This window comes from Nocardiopsis potens DSM 45234, from assembly GCF_000341105.1.
In the GTDB taxonomy this organism is placed as follows: domain Bacteria; phylum Actinomycetota; class Actinomycetes; order Streptosporangiales; family Streptosporangiaceae; genus Nocardiopsis_A; species Nocardiopsis_A potens.
This window is the reverse complement of sequence record NZ_ANBB01000067.1, coordinates 1-18,689: the sequence shown is the minus strand read 5'-3', so window position 1 is coordinate 18,689 and position 18,689 is coordinate 1. Positions and strand designations below refer to the sequence as shown.

At 73.7% G+C, this 18,689-nt stretch carries 16 protein-coding genes and 1 CRISPR repeat array; of the genes, 11 read left to right on the top strand and 5 right to left on the bottom strand.

The features are described from left to right. The 7 genes from casB (at window position 1) to D459_RS36610 (ending at window position 7,211) form a co-directional block, all read left to right on the top strand. On the top strand, window positions 1-735 hold the full coding sequence (casB, locus tag D459_RS0125990) for a type I-E CRISPR-associated protein Cse2/CasB (protein ID WP_017595926.1): 735 nt from the start codon (window positions 1-3) through the stop codon (window positions 733-735). Continuing rightward, complete coding sequence (gene cas7e / locus D459_RS0125985; protein ID WP_017595925.1) at window positions 732-1,907, top strand: type I-E CRISPR-associated protein Cas7/Cse4/CasC; 1,176 nt, start codon at window positions 732-734, stop codon at window positions 1,905-1,907. Before casB ends, cas7e begins: the two co-directional genes overlap by 4 nt. Continuing rightward, on the top strand, window positions 1,904-2,617 hold the full coding sequence (cas5e, locus tag D459_RS0125980) for a type I-E CRISPR-associated protein Cas5/CasD (RefSeq protein ID WP_017595924.1): 714 nt from the start codon (window positions 1,904-1,906) through the stop codon (window positions 2,615-2,617). The genes cas7e and cas5e overlap by 4 nt, the downstream gene beginning before the upstream one ends. After that, entirely contained in the window at window positions 2,617-3,315 is a 699-nt protein-coding gene (gene cas6e, locus D459_RS0125975; protein ID WP_017595923.1) for a type I-E CRISPR-associated protein Cas6/Cse3/CasE, read from the top strand. Before cas5e ends, cas6e begins: the two co-directional genes overlap by 1 nt. A gap of 1 nt (window position 3,316) precedes the next feature. Next, window positions 3,317-4,291 (top strand): type I-E CRISPR-associated endonuclease Cas1e, encoded by a 975-nt coding sequence (gene cas1e, locus D459_RS0125970; protein ID WP_051065546.1) that lies wholly within the window; start codon window positions 3,317-3,319, stop codon window positions 4,289-4,291. Then, window positions 4,288-4,638 (top strand): type I-E CRISPR-associated endoribonuclease Cas2e, encoded by a 351-nt coding sequence (gene cas2e, locus D459_RS0125965; RefSeq protein WP_017595921.1) that lies wholly within the window; start codon window positions 4,288-4,290, stop codon window positions 4,636-4,638. The genes cas1e and cas2e overlap by 4 nt, the downstream gene beginning before the upstream one ends. Before the next feature lie 54 nt (window positions 4,639-4,692). Further along, window positions 4,693-5,148: direct repeats of the CRISPR family, unit length 29 nt; unit sequence CTCCTCCCCGCGCACGCGGGGATGGTCCC. Between the two features lie 182 nt (window positions 5,149-5,330). Beyond that, window positions 5,331-7,211: a serine/threonine-protein kinase gene (locus D459_RS36610; RefSeq protein ID WP_241485131.1), complete on the top strand. Its 1,881-nt coding sequence runs from the start codon at window positions 5,331-5,333 to the stop codon at window positions 7,209-7,211. A gap of 70 nt (window positions 7,212-7,281) precedes the next feature. Here the strand turns inward: D459_RS36610 and D459_RS0125955 are convergent, their stop codons facing one another. The 3 genes from D459_RS0125955 to D459_RS0125945 form a co-directional block, all read right to left on the bottom strand. Next, the gene (locus D459_RS0125955) at window positions 7,282-8,592 is read right to left on the bottom strand and encodes an MFS transporter (protein ID WP_017595920.1); all 1,311 of its coding nucleotides are present in this window, start codon (window positions 8,590-8,592) and stop codon (window positions 7,282-7,284) included. A gap of 175 nt (window positions 8,593-8,767) precedes the next feature. Next, a complete protein-coding gene (locus tag D459_RS0125950; RefSeq protein ID WP_017595919.1) occupies window positions 8,768-9,232 on the bottom strand; it encodes a hypothetical protein in 465 nt (154 codons plus the stop codon). Window positions 9,233-9,671: 439 nt separating this feature from the next. Next, window positions 9,672-10,139: a VOC family protein gene (locus D459_RS0125945; RefSeq protein ID WP_017595918.1), complete on the bottom strand. Its 468-nt coding sequence runs from the start codon at window positions 10,137-10,139 to the stop codon at window positions 9,672-9,674. 113 nt (window positions 10,140-10,252) lie between these two features. Here D459_RS0125945 and D459_RS0125940 point away from each other — a divergent pair, with 113 nt between their 5' ends. After that, on the top strand, window positions 10,253-11,254 hold the full coding sequence (locus D459_RS0125940; RefSeq protein ID WP_017595917.1) for a helix-turn-helix transcriptional regulator: 1,002 nt from the start codon (window positions 10,253-10,255) through the stop codon (window positions 11,252-11,254). A gap of 392 nt (window positions 11,255-11,646) precedes the next feature. After that, window positions 11,647-12,345 carry a hypothetical protein gene (locus tag D459_RS32860; protein ID WP_017595916.1) on the top strand — a complete coding sequence of 233 codons (699 nt, stop codon included), beginning with the start codon at window positions 11,647-11,649 and terminating at the stop codon, window positions 12,343-12,345. Between the two features lie 579 nt (window positions 12,346-12,924). Here D459_RS32860 and D459_RS0125930 read toward each other — a convergent pair. Further along, on the bottom strand, window positions 12,925-13,842 hold the full coding sequence (locus D459_RS0125930) for a PhzF family phenazine biosynthesis protein (protein ID WP_017595915.1): 918 nt from the start codon (window positions 13,840-13,842) through the stop codon (window positions 12,925-12,927). Between the two features lie 57 nt (window positions 13,843-13,899). Next, window positions 13,900-15,378 (bottom strand): MFS transporter, encoded by a 1,479-nt coding sequence (locus tag D459_RS32855; RefSeq protein ID WP_017595914.1) that lies wholly within the window; start codon window positions 15,376-15,378, stop codon window positions 13,900-13,902. Window positions 15,379-15,442: 64 nt separating this feature from the next. Here D459_RS32855 and D459_RS0125920 point away from each other — a divergent pair, with 64 nt between their 5' ends. Both D459_RS0125920 and D459_RS32845 read left to right on the top strand, forming a co-directional pair. After that, the gene (locus D459_RS0125920; protein WP_017595913.1) at window positions 15,443-16,204 is read left to right on the top strand and encodes an ArsR/SmtB family transcription factor; all 762 of its coding nucleotides are present in this window, start codon (window positions 15,443-15,445) and stop codon (window positions 16,202-16,204) included. Between the two features lie 1,321 nt (window positions 16,205-17,525). Then, window positions 17,526-18,689, top strand: a 1,164-nt coding sequence (locus tag D459_RS32845; protein ID WP_017595911.1) for a serine/threonine-protein kinase, incomplete at its 3' end; no start/stop codon positions are given.

Here is an 18,689-nt window from a genome sequence, read left to right as displayed (position 1 = left end):
GTGGAGCCCAGCGCCGATACGACCACGCACACCGCTGAGGCGGCCGAGGAGGCTGCCGGGAGGCCCGAGCTGACCGCCTTCGGCCGCGCCGTGCACGGCCAGCTCCTGTGGCTGCAGCGGGGCTATGTGAGCGATCCTGACGACCCGATGGCCGTGCAGGTCCTCTCCCAGCTGCGCCCCGGGGCAGGTCGGCTGCCCGAGGACGTCCCCCGGCTCCTCGGATACGACTACGGCCTGGACGAGGTGTGGCTGGAGGACGATGCTCCCGTTCGCGCCGCGCACATCGCCCTCACCCTCTACGCCCGCCACCAGCAATCACTGCGCAACTGGGACCTGCGGATGTACCGGTGGGGGAAGCCGAGCGGGAAAAGGCCCCCGCTCCTGCACAACCTGGGATGGGCCGTGCGCGCGGTCATGGACGAGGAGAGCCGGCCCCGGGACGCGGCCGACGGCGGGGGCGGCGGCCGGACCCCCACTCGCCCGCAGGTCCACGAGCCGGTGCGCCAGCGCTTCGTGCAGGCGGGCAAGGCCTCCGACGTCACGACCATGGCCGACCGGCTCCGCGGGCTGGTGGACCTGCTCCACCGGCACCGGATTCCACTGGACTACGCGGTGCTCGCCGAGCACCTGCACCGCGCCCAGCAGCCGGGAGGACTCGCAGAGGTCCGCCGCGGCTGGAACTTCGGCTTCAACGCCTACCGCAAGCCCGACGACACCGACAAGGACACCCCGTGAGCCGAACCATTCTGGACGTGCACGTCCTGCAGACCGTCCCGCCGAGCAACATCAACCGCGACGACACCGGCTCGCCCAAGGGGGCCGTCTACGGCGGCGTGCGCCGGGCCCGCGTGTCCAGCCAGGCCTGGAAGCGTGCGACCCGCGAAGCCTTCAAGAACGTACTCGACCCCGCTGAACTGGGGACGCGCACCAAGAGGGTCGCCGACCTGGTCGCCGAGCGCATCTGCGGACTCGACGCGGACATCCCCTATCCGGAGGCGCTGGAGCTGGCGGCCGCGACCGTGGCCGCGGCGACCGGCTCCAAGATCGAAAAACCCAAACGCCGCAAGAACGACGAGGAGGACCCGGCGCCCGAATCCTCCTACCTGATGTTCCTCAGCGCACGCCAGCGCGACGGCCTGGCCGAACTGGCGGTGCAGGGCCGCGCCGACATCAAGGCGTTCCTGAAGGACGCGGAGAACAAGAAGCGGGCCAAGCAGATCGCCGACACCGGCCACTCGATCGACATCGCCCTGTTCGGACGCATGGTCGCCGACTCCTCCGACATCAACGTCGACGCCTCCGCCCAGGTCGCCCACGCCATCAGCGTGCATGCCGCCGACATCGAGTCGGACTACTACACCGCGGTCGACGACCGCCGCAAGGACGACGAACCGGGCGCCGGCATGATCGGCACGGTGGAGTTCAACGCCGCCACGCTCTACCGCTACGCCGCCGTCGACGTCGACCGGCTCAGCGCCAACCTCGGCGCCGGGCTCCGCGACGACCGGCCGCTCAGCGAACCGGTCCGCCGCGCAGTGGAGGCGTTCGTGCGCTGCTTCGTCGAATCCATGCCCACCGGCAAGGCCAACACCTTCGCCAACCACAGCCTGCCTGACGCGGTCATCGTCAAACTGCGCGACTCGCGCCCGATCAGCTTCGCCGGGGCCTTCGAGGCCCCTGTGCCCCAGGGGAGGGAGAACGGGCAGGTCGCCGAGGCCTGCCGGAGGCTGCGCGCCCACATCACCGCGATCGAGGACGCTTACGGGGCCGCAGGGGCCAAGACGTGGCTGCTGCGGGTGGGGGAGTCCACCGAGGAGCTCGAGAAGCTGGCCGCGCCGCTCCCCCTGGACCAGATGGTCAAAGAGGTCGGCGAGGCGGTGGCCGCGCGCCTGGAGACCTCGGCATGAGCGTGCTCCTCCTGCAGCTCGCCGGCCCCTTGCAGTCCTGGGGGTCCTCCTCCAGGTTCGCCCGCCGCTCAACCGAGAACGCCCCGACCAAGAGCGGGCTGATCGGCCTGCTCGCCGCGGCCCAGGGTCGCAGCCGCGCCGATGACCTCGGAGACCTGGCCGGGCTCCGCTTCGGGGTGCGCGCCGACCAGCCGGGGGTGCGGGTGCGCGACTTCCAGACCGCCCACCACGCCGACACCGGCGAGGCCATGCCGGTCTCCGAGCGCTTCTACCTGGCCGACGCGGTTTTCCTGGCCGCCTTCGAGGGCGACGGCGCGCTGCTGGAGGAGCTGTACGAGGCGCTCAACGCCCCGGTCTACCTGCCCTACCTGGGGCGGCGCTCCTGCCCTCCGGCGCGCTCGATCCCCCTGGGAGTCAGGGAGGGCGCTTTGGAGTGCGTCCTCGACGACCACCTGTGGCTGGCGGCCCAGTGGTACCAGGAGAAACGCAAGCACGAGCCGGAGGTGGAGCTCGGCGCCTGGATCGACGTGCGTGAAGGCGAAACGGCCCACCACGAGCTGCGCGACCTGCCGCTGAGCTTCGCTCCGGAGCACCGTCGGTACGCGATGCGCGGCCTGGAGTACATCAGGGTGACCGTCGCCAACCCCCAGGGCGCGCCCCGGCCCCCGGCACCCGCCCACGACCCGATGGCCGCTCTCGGAGGTGAATGATGTTCCTGACCAGGATCCGCCTCAACACCGCCCGCGCCGGCGCGCGCAAGTTCCTGATCTCCCCCAGGGCCATGCACGGGGCCGTGACGAAGGCCTTCGCCGAAGGTCTTCCCGCCCCTGAAGCGGGGGCCCGGGTGCTCTGGCGGCTCGACCGCAACTCCCGCGACGAGGTCTACTGCTACATCGTCAGCCCGGAGCGCCCCGACCTGACCCATGTCGTGGAGCAGGCGGGGTGGCCCACCACCCAGACCTGGGAGACCCGCGACTACGCGCCGTTCCTTGCGCGGCTCGAGTCGGGGCAGAGGTGGGCCTTCCGCCTGACGGCCAACCCGGTGCACAGCATCCGCCGCAAGGACGGCGAGCCGACCAAGGTCACCGCCCACCGCACACCCCGGCACCAGCTCGGGTGGCTGCTGCAGCGCCAGGAGGCCAACGGCTTCCAGATCACCGCCAAACCCGAGGAGCGCAGGAGGGCCCCGGGCGACGACTACGAGGTGATCGTCCGGGACCGGCACGCCCACCGGTTCGGCAAGACCGAATCCGACGGGAGGCCCAACCAGGTGGCCCTGACCAGTGTGACCTTCGACGGTCGCCTGGAGATCACCGACCCCGGTGCCCTGCGCCGGATGCTCACCGCGGGGCTGGGGCGGGCAAAGGCCTACGGGTGCGGGCTGATGACACTGGCCCCGGTGAACTGAGATGAGCGGCGGCATTGCGCGGAGAACCGAGACGAAGGGCGTCGGCGCCCGCAAAGCGCTCAGCCCTCGGGAACTGACCCGCGTGGGCGACCGGCTCTCCTTCGTCTACCTGGAGCGGTGCACGATCCACCGCGAAGACAACGCCATCACGGCCGAGGACGCCGAAGGCACGCGCTTCATCCCCGTGGCGACCATCGGCACCCTCCTGCTGGGGCCGGGCACCCGCATCACCCACAAGGCGGTGAGCCTGCTGGGTGAATGCGGTGCCGGCGTGGTGTGGGTGGGGGAGCACGGGGTTCGCTACTACGCCGGCGGCCGGGCGCTCTCCCGCTCGGCCGCCTTGGCCGAGGCCCAGGCCCGGGCCTGGGCGAACAGGCGCACCCGCCTGGAAGTGGCCAGGGCCATGTACCGCATGCGCTTTCCCGACGAAGACCCCTCCACGGCCACACGTCGCCGCCTGCTGGGGATGGAGGGCGACCGTGTCAAGATCTTCTACCGCCGGGAGTCGGCCAGGACCGGGGTGCCCTGGCACGGGCGCCACTACACCCCGGGCGACTTCGACTCCGGAGACCCTCCCAACCAGGGCATCACCTCGGCGGCCCAGTGCATGTACGGGGTGGCCCACGCGATCGTGGCGGCGCTCGGCTGCTCGCCGGCCCTCGGATTCGTCCACTCCGGGCACGAGCTGTCGTTCGTGCTGGACGTGGCCGACCTGTACAAGACGGAGATCGGCATCCCCGCGGCCTTCGACGCCGCGGCCGAAGGGCCGATCGATGTGGGAGGCCGCACCCGGCGCCTGATCCGGGAACGCATCAACGACACCGGCCTCCTCGACCGCTGCGTGAAGGACATCAAGACCCTGCTGCTGCCCGGGAGCGAGGACACCGAGGTAGAGGATGCCCCCGACCAGGTGAGCCTGCAGGGCGACGGCGGAACCGAGATCGAATCGGGAATCAACCACGGGGTGATCTGGTGACGGTCATCGTGCTGACCACCTGCCCTGCGGGCCTGCGGGGGTTCTTGACCCGGTGGCTGATGGAGATCTCGGCCGGGGTGTTCATCGGCAACCCTTCGGCCCGCATCCGGGAGGCCCTGTGGCGCGAGGTCCACGCTTACGCGGGCACCGGGCGCGCCCTTCTCGCCTACAGCACCAACACTGAGCAGGGCTTCACCTTCGAGACCCGCGACCACAAGTGGAGACCGGTCGACCACGAGGGCCTGACCTTGCTCATGCGCCCCCACCGCGAGACCGGCACCGAGCCGCAGACCCCTACCAAGGGCTGGAGCAAGGCCTCAAAGCGCCGCCGTTTCGGAAAGCGGTAGGGAGAAGTGGTTCGAAACAGCCTTGAGAGCTTGTGAAACACCAGGTCAACGAGTCTCCTCCCCGCGCACGCGGGGATGGTCCCCGGGGCCTGCTGGACTACCTGGACCACGACCGCTCCTCCCCGCGCACGCGGGGATGGTCCCTGGATGGCCCGTGCGGTGAGCACGTGCCGATGCTCCTCCCCGCGCACGCGGGGATGGTCCCCGTCCTAGAAAAAACCGTCTCCGACGGCCGCACTCCTCCCCGCGCACGCGGGGATGGTCCCACCTCTGACACAGCCGCCGCTGAACTCGCCCACTCCTCCCCGCGCACGCGGGGATGGTCCCGGGTCGGCACCCCTCCCCCCGCACCTGGTCCGCTCCTCCCCGCGCACGCGGGGATGGTCCCCTGTGCTTCTCCCCCCAGGGGGATGCGCGCATCTCCTCCCCGCGCACGCGGGGATGGTCCCGCTCGGGGGTCTCCTGGGGTGTGGGGTCGCCGCTCCTCCCCGCGCACGCAGGGATGGTCCCGAACCCGGCGCCCACGGTGTAGGGCGGGCTGGCTCCTCCCCGCGCACGCGATGAAGGCGAAGTGCGGCAGACAGGGCGCTCGCGGCCGCGGGCGCCCTTTCCAGGCGCAGGCGCTTCCCTGGGCTCCCCCGACCGCCTAGGTTTGGCGCGTGACCGGCAGATGGCGCGCGAGAGGGTGTGCGGTGGACCAGTGGGTGGGCGGCTTCCGGCTCGTGCGGCGTCTGGGGCAGGGCGGATTCGGCACGGTGTACCTGGGGGAGGACGCCTCCGGGCGGCGTGCGGCGGTGAAGCTGCTGCACCCGCATCTGGCCGAGGACGCCGACATGCGCGAGTACTTCGCGCGGGAGCTGGCCAACGCGAGCCAGGTGCAGGGCTTCTGCGTGGCCGCGATCCTGGACGCCGACCCCGGGGCGGAGCGCCCGTGGCTGGCCGCGGAGTACGTCGAAGGGCCGACCCTGGCCGCGGCGGTCCGCGCGCACGGGCCGCGCCGCGGGGGCGACCTGCAGCGCCTGGCGGTCCAGACCATCACCGCGCTTGCCGCGATCCACGCCGCCGGCGTGGTGCACCGGGACTTGAAGCCCGGCAACATCCTGCTGGGGCCGGACGGAGCGCGGGTGATCGACTTCGGCATCGCCCGCGCCCTGGACACCGTGGCGTCCTCGGCCACGCGCATCGGCACCCTGGGCTATATGGCGCCCGAACAGATCGAGGGCACGGCCCTGGGCCCGGCCGCCGACGTCTTCGCCTGGGGCGCGGTCGTCATCCACGCGGCCACCGGCGCCGAGGCCTTTCCGGGGCCGACCCAGGCGGCGCGGATCAACCGGGTGCTGACCCGGGCGCCGGAGACCGGGGACCTCGCCGACCCGCTGCTCGGTACCGTTCTCGCCTGCATGGACAAGGATCCCGCGCGCCGCCCCACCGCCCGCCAGGTGCTGGACGAGCTGCTCGGGGCAGGCGCCGCGACCGCGGACCGCGGTTCTTCCGCAGCCGAATCGGCCACCGACCGGGAAACCCGGCTGCGGCGCGCCGCAGCCGCCGGCGACGTCCCCGCCATGCGCGCTCTGGGAGTGCTGCTCACCGTGGCCGGCCGCACCGAGGACGCCGAGCCGCACCTGCGCCGGGCCGCCGAAGCGGGCGACACCAACGCCATGATCTGGCTCAGCGCGCTGTGGGACGACGCGGGGCGGGTCGAGGACGAGGCGATCGAGCGCTGGCTGCGCCGGGCCGCGGAGGCGGGCGACACCAACGCCATGGGCTTCTTCGTCGCGCTGCCGCTCGGGGACGCCCGCACCGAGGACGTCGCGCATCGCCTGCGTCAGGCGTTCGCCTGCAGGGACATGATCCCCGCGGCCGGCCTCTTCGCCGGGTTCGACGGTGCCGGGCGCGCCGACGAGCTGGGGCGCCGGTTCCGTCCGGACGCCGAGGCCGGGGACACCACCGCCATGCTGATCCTCGGCTGCATGCTGGCGGAAGAGGACGAGGAGGCCGAGGCGTGGCTGCGCCGGGCCGTCGAGGCCGGCGATCCGAGAGCCATGGTCTACCTCGGTCTCGGGTTGGCCTCCGACGGCCGTGCTGAGGAGGGGGAGGCGTGGCTGCGCCGCGCCGCCGAGGCGGGGGACACCGTGGCCATGGTGTACCTCGGTTTCGGGTTGGCCTCCGACGGCCGTGCTGAGGAGGCCGAGGCGTGGCTGCGCCGCGCCGCCGAGGCGGGCGACACCCTGGCCATGGGGTCTCTCGGGACCCTGCTCTTCGAGGACGACCGAGAGGAAGAGGGGAGAGCCTGGTTCCGGCGGGCCGCTGAGACGGGGGAGACCACCGCAATGGGCGTCAGGGCGGCCGGTGTCCACGGTTCGCTGCTGTATGCGGCCGGCCGCGCTGAGGAGGGCGAGCGCTGGCTGCGCCGGGCCGCCGAGGCCGGCGACGCCGACGCAATGGTCGCTCTCGGTGAGGAACTGAAGGAGCGCGGCCGCGGCGAGGAGGGCGACGGCTGGCTGCGCCAGGCGGAGCGGTGGCGGGCCCGGGTGTCGTGGATGGAAGCGCGGCAGGCCGACGGGGCCGGGTAGCCCTTCCCCGGTGGTGCACCACCGCCTGCACGCTGATCCGCCACCGCGGACCCGCCGAACGGGACGACCTCTACCCGGCCGTCCGGGCGGCCTCGATCCGGTCGGCCTCGGCGGTCACCCGGCGCAGGGCGGGGGCCGAGGCGGCCAGGGAGGCCAGGACGAGGACGCCGGAGGCGAGGGGCACGTAGTGCAGCTCCACCCGGCCGAGGAGCCCGGCCAGGAGGGCGGCGACCGGCCCGAAGGCGGTCCCCGACACCGCGATGAACGACATCACCCGGCCCATCCGGTCGCCGGGGACGATCAGCTGGATCGCTCCGAGCATGACGATGTTGGACGCGGTGATCGCGAAGCCCAGGACCGTCCAGGCCACGGCGGCGAGGTAGGCGTTGGGGGCCGCGCCGAAGCCGAGGAAGCACAGGCCGGTCACGCCGAACAGCACCAGTTCCAGGCGGAAGCGGCCGAGCCGGGCCGCCAGCGTCCCCACGGCGGCGGCGCCGAGGAGGGCGCCGGCCGCCGACGAGCCGACGAACACCCCGTACAGGGAGGACGGCACGCCGAAGTGGTCCCGGGCCAAGAGCACCATGACGGCGTTCAGCCCCATGAAGGCGGTGTTCAGCGCGACGTTGAAGAGCAGGATCGGCCCCAGCGAGCTGCCGCGGAAGACGAAGGCGAACCCGTCGCGCAGGTCCGCCAGGGGCGACGGGCGGGCGCCCGCCTCCCCGCCCTCGGCTGCGGGCCTCGCCGGCCTGCGCACGGCCAGGGGCAGCCCCAGCAGCACCAGGGCGCCCAGCAGGTAGGCGGCGCCGTTGACCGCCAGCGGGAGGAAGGCCGCCACCGCGAAGAGGAACCCGGCCAGGGGGCCGCCGGCGAAGTCCTGGGTGACGGTCTTGCCGCCCTCCAGCCGCCCGTTGGCGCGGTCGATGGTCCCGGCGGGGGCGACGTCGGGGAGCATCGCCCGCCCGCCGATGTCGTAGAACACCTCGCAGGTCATGACGGTGAACATGACCGCGTACAGCACCCATATGCCCGCATTCCCGGTGCCGATGAGCCCGGCCGGCACGATGAGCGCCGCGGCCCGGACCAGGTTGGCCGCCACCATGAGCCGCCCCCGGTCGACCCGGTCCGCGACCACCCCGGCGGCCAGCCCGAACAGCAGCCAGGGCAGGAACCGCGCCGCGAACAGCCCGGACACCATGAGCGGATCATCGGTGAGCACCGCCGCCACCAGGGGCAGCGCGACGACCGTCACGCCGTCGCCGAGGTTGCTGGCCAGGCTCCCGGCCCAGAACCGGTTGAAGACCCGCCCGAGCGGGACCGGCGCCTTCCGCGCCGCCGGCCCGCCGGGGGCGTCCGAGGAGGAGGTGGGGGATTGCTCCTGCATGGGGGATGCCTTTCCGGAGTGGGGGATTCCGCGGCGCGCGGGCGTGGTCCGGCGGGGCGCGGTTCGGCGGACAGGCCGAGGACCGGCCCCGGAAGGCGGCCGGTCCTGGAAAGGGTGGGGCCCGGGGAGCGGCCGGCGGGCCGGGAGCCGGGCCGCCGGGATGCTCCGGTGGGCGTCAGGCGTGGGCGCTGTAGTAGGGGGAGCAGGCCACGTTCCTCGACCCCTGGGTCACGCAGACGCGCAGCTGGAGCTTGCGCCCCTCGGCGAGGTTGCCGCCCCTCTTGACGGTGACGGGGGCCTTTCTGCCCGAGGTGCTCGCGGTCCGGGAGTAGGAAGGGGTGTTGTGCGCGTGCACGATATCGGCGGAGATGGCGTAGCCGTCGGAGCGCGAATCGATCACGTAGAGGGTGTCGCCGTCGGGCCAGCCGTTGGTGGACCCGGGGTCGGCGTTCCAGAAGCCCCGTCCGGCCACGGAGCCGTCGATGGCGACGTTGACGTTGCGGGAGCCGTCGGAGGCCTTTCCTCCGCTGCCGAAGCTCACCTTGGGGGCGGCCGAGGCCGGTGAGGCGGCGGCGGTGAAGCAGGTGGCGGCGATCGCCAGGGCCGTGGCGGTCGCGAACGCCCGGGACCGGAGCTTCATGTGCGCTCTTTTCGATTCGTGCGGGGGATTTCGATTCCCGTGAGGCTACAGAGAGAACATGAAGAACGAAGCGGGTGAAATGGCCATAATCGGTCACATGGGATGGGTGCCGATATCGGAGCGCCGCTCGTTGTCCTCGCCCGCTCCGGTGCCGGAGCCGCCCGGCCGCACTACGGGGCGGCGCAGGGATCGGCGGCCGACGCCGCTCGATCGGGGCGGCCGCGCACCCGGTGCTGGTCTGCACCGCCGTGCCCGCCGGCTCTGTGCGCATCGGGAGCCGGCGGGCGGCGGTTCGCCGCGGCGAGGGCTTTGACCGCTCTCCTTTTCACGGCCGGGCCGGCTGTCCTCGAGGGACGTGGAGACGCCGGCGCCCGGCGCTCGGCCGGGCGGGCCGGGGTGCGGCCCGGCGCCGGGCCGCACCCCGGGGCGGGCAGGGGCGTCAGGACGGGGCGTGCCCGGCCTCGACGTCGAGGATCCAGGTGATGCCGAAGCGGTCGGTCAGCATGCCGAAGGCGGGCGCCCACGGGGCCGGGCCGTACGCCTCGATGACCGACGCGCCCTCGGCCAGGCGCTCCCACAGCGCGCCGACCTCCTCGACGGTCTCGCCGCGCACGGAGAGGAAGAAGGGCTCCTCGGTGATGGTGGTGCCGTTCTCGCGGCGGGTGGCGGGGGTGCGCCCGGCGGGCGGCGCGTGCTCGCCGGGCACGTCGTAGGCCATGATCCGGAAGCCGTTGCCGGCGACGACCTGGCCGAACACCACGTCGCCGGCACCGGGCGCCCCGGCGGGCGCGCCGAAGTCGCCGTAGGTGGCGATGGTGGCCTGCCCGCCGAACACCGACCGGTAGAACTCCAGGGCCGCGCGGGCCTGGCCGCGGAAGTTGAGGTGGGCGACAGCATTTACCGACATGGTGATCCGGTCCTCACGTGCGGTTCTCCTCCCCGGAGGTCTCCGGGGACGGGAGCGACCATCCCAGCGGTAGCGGACGGGCATCGTCCGCTACCCGTGGCAGCCTGAAGGACATGCCGACCGCCTCCTCCACCGGGACCTCTTCCCGCCTGCTCCGGCTGCTGTCGCTGCTGCAGGTCCGCCGCGACTGGCCCGGGGAGCTGCTGGCCCGGCGGCTGGGCGTCAGCGGGCGCACGGTGCGCCGCGACGTCGACCGGCTGCGCGAACTCGGCTACCCGGTCGAGGCGGTCAGGGGGCCCGAGGGCGGCTACCGGCTCGAAGCCGGCGCCGAACTGCCGCCCCTGCTGTTCGACGACGAGCAGGCCGTCGCGCTCGCCGCGGCGCTGCGCATCGCGGCCGGGACGGGGGAGGGCATCGCGGAGGGCGCCGCGCGGGCCCTGGCGACGCTGCGCCGGGTCCTCCCCTCCCGCCTGCGGCGGCGCGTCGACGCCCTCGAGCTCACCGCGGTCGAGGCCGGGCCCGGGGCCGGCCGCCGGGTCGATGCCGGCGTCCTGCTCGCGCTGGGCGCCGCCGTCCGCTCCGCCGAGGAGGTGCGGTTCGACTACGTGCCGCCGGGCCGCCCCGACGGCGCCGACCCGCGCCCGCCGCGCCGGACCCACCCCCACCACCTGGTGTTCCGGGGCGGAGGCTGGTACCTCGTCGGCTGGGACCCGGAGCGCGCGGACTGGCGGATCTACCGCGCCGACCGGATGGCGCTGCGCACCCCCAACGGCCCGCGCTTCGACCGCCGGCGCCTCCCGGGCGGCGACGTCGCGGCCTTCGTCTCCTCCCGGTTCAAAGGCTCCGGCGGCGAGGACGCCTGGCCGTGCCGCGGCGAGGTGATCCTGGACCTCCCGGCCGCGCAGGTGGCCCCGTTCGCCGACGGCGGACTGGTCGAGGAGGTCGGCCCCGACCGGACCAGGCTGGTGGCGGGCTCCTGGTCCTGGGCCGCTCTGGCCGCGGCGCTGGCGCGCTTCGACGCCGAGATCGAAGTCGTCGGCCCGGCCCCGCTGCGGGAGGCCTTCGCCGAGCTGTCCCGCCGCGCGCGCCGCGCCGCGGGCGGCGCGGCCGATTGAGCCGCGCCCCGCGGACCGGCCGGGCGGTGTCCGGCCTGCCGCTGCCGCATCCGGCACCGCCGAACCGCCCGCCCGGGCAGCGGAGGCGTGCGCCGCACCCGCCCCCCGCCCCGGGGCCTGCGGAGCCCGGTCCGCCGCCGAGCGGCCCCGCTTCACCGGCGGCCCCGGCCGGGTTCCGGTGCTCCTCGCCCCCTCCGCGCCGGCCCAGGCCGGTGCGGTGAAAGCCGCCGCCGGCTCCCGGGCGGCCCGACCACCGCCTCCGTGCCGCCCGGTGGTTCCGGAAGGGCCGCCCGGTGCGGGGAGCGGTGTCCTGGTCCGGCCGCCGCCGCCGGTCGTCGGCGGGGTCGGGGCCGGGTAGGGAGCGGACCACCGCCACCCCGTGGAGGGGCGCCATGTCGTCGATGCTGCTGATCGTGGCCGGATGCGCGCTCGCGTGCGCCTGGTCGCTGTGGATCGTGGTCGGCTCTCATGGGGAGAAGCGCTCCGAGAAGCGCAACGACGTGCTCACCCACTCGGCTGCGGTGGCCGCCGGCGGCGGCGCGGGCATGACCCTGATCGCGCTCGTGACCGAGTGGCCGGAGAGCACCGGCGCGAGGGTCTTCTCGGTGGTGCTGGCCGGGTACGTGCTCGTGTGCGCCGCGTGCGTCTGGGCGACCGACCATGTGGACGAGGCCCGCCACCGAATCCGCATCCGCGACCTCCTGGACGTCGCGATGTGGACCGCGGCCGGGGCCGCGTTCCTGGCCCTGGCCGGGGCCTTGACCGATCCGGGCGTCCGGGAGGCGGTCGGCGGCGCGGCCGACGCGGTCGGGGCGGTTCTCGAAGGGCTGCTGACCCTGGTCGCCGTCGCCGTGACGGTCGTGGTGACACTCGGGTTCGTGATCCTCATCGACGGGGAGGACCGGAACGCTCCTCGGCGCCCCAAGGGGATGAGCAGACAGGTGTGGAACCGGCAGCAGCGGGAGTGGCGGGAGTACAAGCGCAGGTACGGCACCGACCGCAGCGGCGGCGCGGGCTACAGCGGCGGCTCCGGCGGCGGCTCCGGCGGCGACGGCGGCGGCTTCGGAGACGGGGGCGACGGCGGTGATTGACCGCCGCCCTGTCGGCCGGCGGTATGCCGCCCGCCGCCGTCCCCCGATCCGGCGGGTCCCGCCGAGGCCGGCGCGGACGGCCGCCGGAGCCGCGCCCGGCCGCCGAGGGTGCGCCCTCCCGCCCGCTGCCCCTACCGGGGGCCGGACCACCGCACGGAACCCGTCGCGCTCGGCCCGGGCCTTCTCCGGATCCTGCTCCCCGCGTATGGGGGGTGAGTCGGCCGTCCGCGGGCCCGGCGCGATCCGCCGGCACCTCGGACCGGACGCCCGGGGTCCGCCACGTTGAGGCCCTCCCCGAAAGCCGTCCGGGGGAGCGACCGGAAGCGGCGCCTGCCCTCGCATGATCGGATTCGGGCAGGCGGGAGGCGCCGAAGGCGGGCGCCGGCCGTGCCGCTCGGCGGCTCGTCGCAGCCTCAGGAGCGGCGGGCCCCGCCCGTGGTGGCCGCGGTGGCCCTTGCCTTCGCCGGCGCGGCCGCCGCGGCATCGCGCGGGGCGCCGACGATCGCCGTGCTCCGGCGGCCTGGGAGCGGTCCGGGCGCTGGGCCGGCGCGGTTCGCGCGCCGGCCCAGCGGTGTCCCGCTACGGCCGCGGCGCCTCCGCCGGCCGGATGCCGATCGCGGCCCCGGTGACGCCCACCCGCGGGTCGCCGGCGACCAGGTCGACCTCCAGTAGCGACGGGCGGCCCATGTCGTGGCCCTGGTGGAGGACGAGCCTCGCCTCCGCCGGGACGAGGGCCAGGTCGCGGGCGTAGGCGCCGAACGCCGCGGCCGCGGCGCCCGTCGCGGCGTCCTCCACCACGCCGCCGATCGGGAACGGGTCGCGGACGTGGAAGACGGTCGCGGCTTCGCGCCACACCAGCTGGACGGTGGTCAGGTCGAGCCGCCGCATCAGCCGCGCCAGCCGGTCGAAGTCGTAGTCGAGGTCGGCCAGGCGCTCGCGGGTCGCGGCCGCCAGCACCAGGTGGCGCACGCCCGCGAAGGCGATCCGCGGAGGCAGGGCGGCATCGAGGTCGCCGGCCCGCCAGTCGAGCGCCGCCAGGGCTTCGGCCACATCGGCCGGGTCCGCTTCGTGCACCCGGGGCGTCACGCTGGTGAGGGTGGCCTTCAGTACGCCGTTCTCCTCGCGGACGGCCACGGGCACGTGGCCGGCGGCGGTATGGAAGCCGAAGCCGCCTTCGCCGAGGCGCTCGCCGAGCGCCACCGCGGTGGCCACGGTGGCGTGGCCGCAGAAGCCCACTTCGGCCTTGGGGCTGAAGAAGCGCAGGGTGAACGACCGGTCGTCGTCGGGGTCGGGGCCGGGGGTGACGAAGGCGGACTCCGAGTAGCCCAGTTCGGAGGCGATCCCCAGCATCTCGGCGTCGCCGAGGCCGGAGGCGTCCAGGACGACCCCGGCGCCGTTGCCTCCGCCGGGGTCGGTGGTGAAGGCGGCGTAGTGCAGCACCTCGGCGGTCAGGGGGCGGGCCGGTCCGGTCGCGGTGGGAGTCGTCGGGTTCGTCATGGTCGATCGTCCTTTCTTGCGGGGGTCCTTGACGGCCCGCCGGGCGGCGGGCCGGGGTCAGCGGCCTTGCGCCGCAGGGGCGCCGGCGGTCCGGCGGCGGGCGGCGAAGGCGAGCAGGGTGCCGGTCGCGAAGGCCGCCGCGGCGAGGCCGGCCGACAGCCGCAGGCCCGCCGTGAAGTCCGCCGCCGCTGCGGCGAACGTGCCGGACAGGGCCACTCCGACGGCGCTGCCGACCTGCCGGGAGACGTTGAAGACCGCGGAGGCGGTGCCCGCGAGGGCGGCGGGCGCGGCGTCGATGACGGCGGCCGTGGCGGCGAGCGCCGTCAGCGTCTGGCCGAGGCCGGTGGCGGTCAAGGCGAACAGCAGCACGGGATAGGGGGTGTGGGGCCCGGCCGGCAGCCAGCCGAGGAAGCCGAGCGTGCCCAGTGCGAGGCCGGCGGCCATGGGCGGGTACGGGCCGGTGCGGGCGGCGATCCGGCTGAGCAGCGGGGCGGCGACCAGCCCCGTGCACACCGACGGCAGCAGGGCGAGGCCGGTGGCCAGGGGGCTGAAGCCGCGCTCCTGCTGGAAGTACAGGGTGGCCAGGAACAGCATGCCGTAGTAGCCGAGGCTGATGAGCAGGCCGATGGCCGCGGTGGAGGCGAAGGAGGGGGTGCGGAACAGGGACGGCGGGAGCAGCGGGGCGCGTCGTCCGCCTGCGCGGGCGCGCGCCTCGAGGGCGCGTTCCACGGCGGCGAAGGCGGCCAGGGCGGCGACGCCCAGGCCCAGCGCGGAGAGCACCGCGGGCGAGGTCCAGCCGCGCGCGCCCGCCTCGTTGAGCCCGCCGGTCAGCGCGATGAGGCCGGCCACGCAGAGGAGCTGACCGAGCGGGTCCGCCTTCCACCGCGTGTCCCGGGGCCGGGCGGCGGGCGGGAGGTGGCGCAGGGTGAGGGCGGCGGCGAGGACGGCGACGGGGAGGTTCAGCCAGAACACCGCGCGCCAGCCGCCGGCGGAGACCAGCAGCCCGCCGGCCACCGGTCCGGCGCCGAAGGCCACCGAGGCGACCAGGCCCCAGACGGCGACGGCGCGGGCGCGCAGCGCGGGGTCGGGATGGGTGGCCTGGAGCAGGCCGAGGGAGGCGGGCACCAGCAGCGCCGCCCCCGCGCCCTGCGCCAGCCTGCCGGCGATCAGCGATGCCGGTGACCCGGCGAGAGCGCAGGCCAGCGAGGCGGCGGCGAAGACGCCGAGTCCGGCCAGGAACACGGGGCGGTGGCCGGCGCGGTCGGCGAGCGCGCCGCCGACCAGCAGCAGGGCGGCGAAGAGGGTGCTGTAGCCGTCGACGATCCACTGCAGGGCGGTGGCACCGGCGCCGAGTGAGGCGCGGACGCCGGGGAGGGCCACGTTGACGGCGGTGACGTCGAGCATGACGAGGAAGTAGCCCAGGCTGAGCGCGATCAGCGGAGCCGCGGCGAGCGCGGGCCGAGGGGCGCCGGCGGCCCGTCCGGCCGCCGACCGCCTGGCCGGCCCGCTGCGAGCGGCGGGGTGCGTTGCTCTCATGCGATGATCATCGAAGCCGGATACTTCGTCGCACATCAAAGTGTCGGCGTCGTAGGCTGCGGCCATGGTGGACGAACCGCTCAAGCAGCAGACCGACATCGCCCGCGCCGCGGCGCTGATCGCCGACCCCTCGCGCGCCCGGATGCTCAAGTGCCTGGCCGACGGCCGCGCGCTGCCCGCGAGCGCACTCGCCGGCGAGGCGGGCGTCAGCGCCGCCACCGCCAGCGTGCACCTGGCCAAGCTGGTCGAGGGCGAGTTCGTCACGGTCAGCCGGCAGGGCCGGCACCGCTACTACCGCCTGGCCGGTCCGGACGTCTCGGCCGCCTTGGAGGCCCTCGCCCTGATCGCGCCGCCGCTGCCCATCACCTCGCTGAAGCAGAGCAACCGCACCAACGCCCTGCACCGCGCCCGCACCTGCTACGACCACCTGGCCGGGCGACTCGGCACCGCCTTGATGGGCGCGCTGCTCGACCGCGGAGTGCTGACCGGCTACGACGGCGTCCACCGCCCGGATGAGGCCGTGCGCGACCGCCCCGCCTCCTACGGACGCGACATCCGCTACGAACTCACCGAAACCGGTCGGACAAGGCTCCGCGAACTCGGCATCGACGCCGACCGGCTGCCGCCCCGCCGCCCCGCCGTGCTCTACTGCGTCGACTGGAGCGAGCACCGGCACCACCTGGCCGGCGGACTCGGCGCGGCGCTGACGGCCCGACTCTTCGCACTGGACTGGGTGCGCTGGGGCACGGCGCCGCGCGTCGTCCACGTCACCGACAAGGGGGCGGCGGGCCTGGAGCGCTCGCTCGGTCTGACTCTCCAGTGGTAGCGGCCCCGTCCGTTTGGGAAGTGATTCTCCCGATCCGCCTCTGACCGCACTCCGGTACTGCGATCATGCCGGAGGAGCCGTTCACTTCGACCGAGGACAATCGAGGACAGGGTGAGCCGTCAAAAACATCAAGTTTTGATAACGCCCTGCATCGCTGCAGTTCGTGAAGGGTGCTCCCCGCATGTGCGGGGGTGAGCCGATGATCGGGGCGTGGTCGGCCGGGCCGTGGGGGTGCTCCCCGCATGTGCGGGGGTGAGCCCCTCGACACCGACACCCGCGCCAACCTCGGCGAGTGCTCCCCGCATGTGCGGGGGTGAGCCCGCGCGGATTCCAAGGCCCCGTACCTGCGCATCGTGCTCCCCGCATGCGCGGGGGTGAGCCCCCCATCGGGGGCTCCTCCGGACCGCCGGGCAGGTGCTCCCCGCATGCGCGGGGGTGAGCCCCCCATCGGGGGCTCCTCCGGACCGCCGGGCAGGTGCTCCCCGCATGCGCGGGGGTGAGCCCACCCGCCTGAGCCGCTGCCCGGAGTGCCAGCAGGTGCTCCCCGCATGCGCGGGGGTGAGTCCTCCATGCACGCTCGCGCCCCGCGCTCACCGCGGTGCTCCCCGCGTGCGCGGGGTCCGGGCGATCCCGAGTTGGTCGCTCGTGGGCGCTGAGTTTTCGGTCTGGTTGAGGAAGGTCGCCAGGATGGTGTGCTCGCCGTATAGGCTCTTGAACTCTTTATTCTTGTCCTCGGGGGAGCCTTTGGGGCATTTCGAGGAGTCGGAGTGGATGGCCACGGCGTTGCTTTTGTTGAAGTCCTTTTCGTTTCAGTGCCCTTAGTGTCGACCTCCGGTTTCGTCTTCTTCTCGACGGCGTTGTGGTTCAAGGGTGCCTCGACCCTGAAGGCGTCAGAGAGGAACGGCATGCGGATCTCTGAATAGGGGCCCTTTTGAGAGTGGTGTCCTTCGGGGGCGCATGGGCCTCACTGCTCTGCTTTGGAAATAGGTCGCCCCTGTCGACCTGGATGTCTCCGAATTTGCCATTGCTCACCGTGTCCTCCCGGGGGTGGGGGGAGGGGTCGTGAGAGGTTTCGTCCGGTCCGCGGTGGCGGGGCCCGCGTCGCAGGCGTCCGGAGCGCCCCTGCGGCGTCACGAGTTCGGTCTCAGCGAGCGGAGAAATCCTGGTTCACGGGACCGATCCCCGCCTCCCATCGGAATCGGTCGGAAGGGCCGCGTACATTGAGGAGGGCAGGTCCGTCTTCCGTTCTCGAGAGCACGGGTGTCAGCACGAAGCCGACCTGTGGTCGCAGGTCCGGCCGCAGGATTCAGGAGAGGTGGGTATGCGGCAGGGGACGGTCCTCAACGGCAGGTACCGGCTGGAGGCCGGGCTCGGGCGGGGAGGAATGGGCCAGGTCTGGCGCGCTCTGGATCTGCCCCTGGACCGGTTCGTGGCGGTCAAACTCGTTCTCGAGGAATCCTCTGCCGAGATCGGGGCCCGGCTCCGCCGGGAAGGGCGGGCCGCCGCCCGCCTGGACCACCCCTCGATCGCCAAGGTGTTCGATACCGGCGAGGACGACGGCCATGCGTACCTGGTGCTCGAACTCCTCGAAGGGGAAGACCTCGAACGGGTGCTCACCCGGCGGATCCAGGGCCTGGACGTCGACTCCGTGCTCGACATCGGAGTCCAGGCCGCCGAAGGGCTGGCCGCCGCGCACGACGCGGGAGTCGTCCACCGCGACGTCAAACCCTCCAACATCTTCAGAACGACCGGAGGGCGGGTGAAGATCTGCGATTTCGGTATAGCGTGGATGGACGGCGCCACCCGCGGCCTCACCCGGGGGCCGGTCGGAAGCCTGCCTTATATGGCACCCGAGCAGTTCGATTCACAACCGGTCGAAGCGCGAACGGACCTGTACGGTCTGGGCTGCACCCTGTACGCGCTTCTGACTTTGAAGCCGCCCTTCACCGGCGGAATGCCCGCCGTCATCAACGGCCATTTGAACAAGTCGCCCGTTCCCCCATCGTCGAACAGGGGCGATATCCCCGAAGGGCTTGAGCGCGCGGTTCTCGACCTTCTCGCCAAGAACCCCGACGACCGCCCGGACGGCAGGGAGCTCGCCGAGCGGCTCCGCCGTACCCGGATCGGAAGGGGGAGGCCCCGAGCGGGAAAGAAGAGGCGCTCATCGAGGGCGGTCGGCATCGACCTGGGGACGACGAACTCGGTCGTCTCGGTGCTGGAGGGCGGAGAGCCCACGGTCATCGCCAATGCCGAAGGCGCGCGGACCACGCCGTCCGTCGTCGCCTTCGCCAAGAACGGCGAGGTGCTGGTGGGCGAGGTCGCCAAGCGGCAGGCGGTGACCAACGCCGGCCGGACCGTCAGGTCGGTGAAGCGGGAGATGGGGGCGGACCGGAGGAAGGAGGTCGACGGCGTGGGGTTCTCGCCGCAGCAGATCAGCGCGTTCGTGCTGCAGAAGCTCAAGCGCGACGCCGAGGCCTACCTCGGC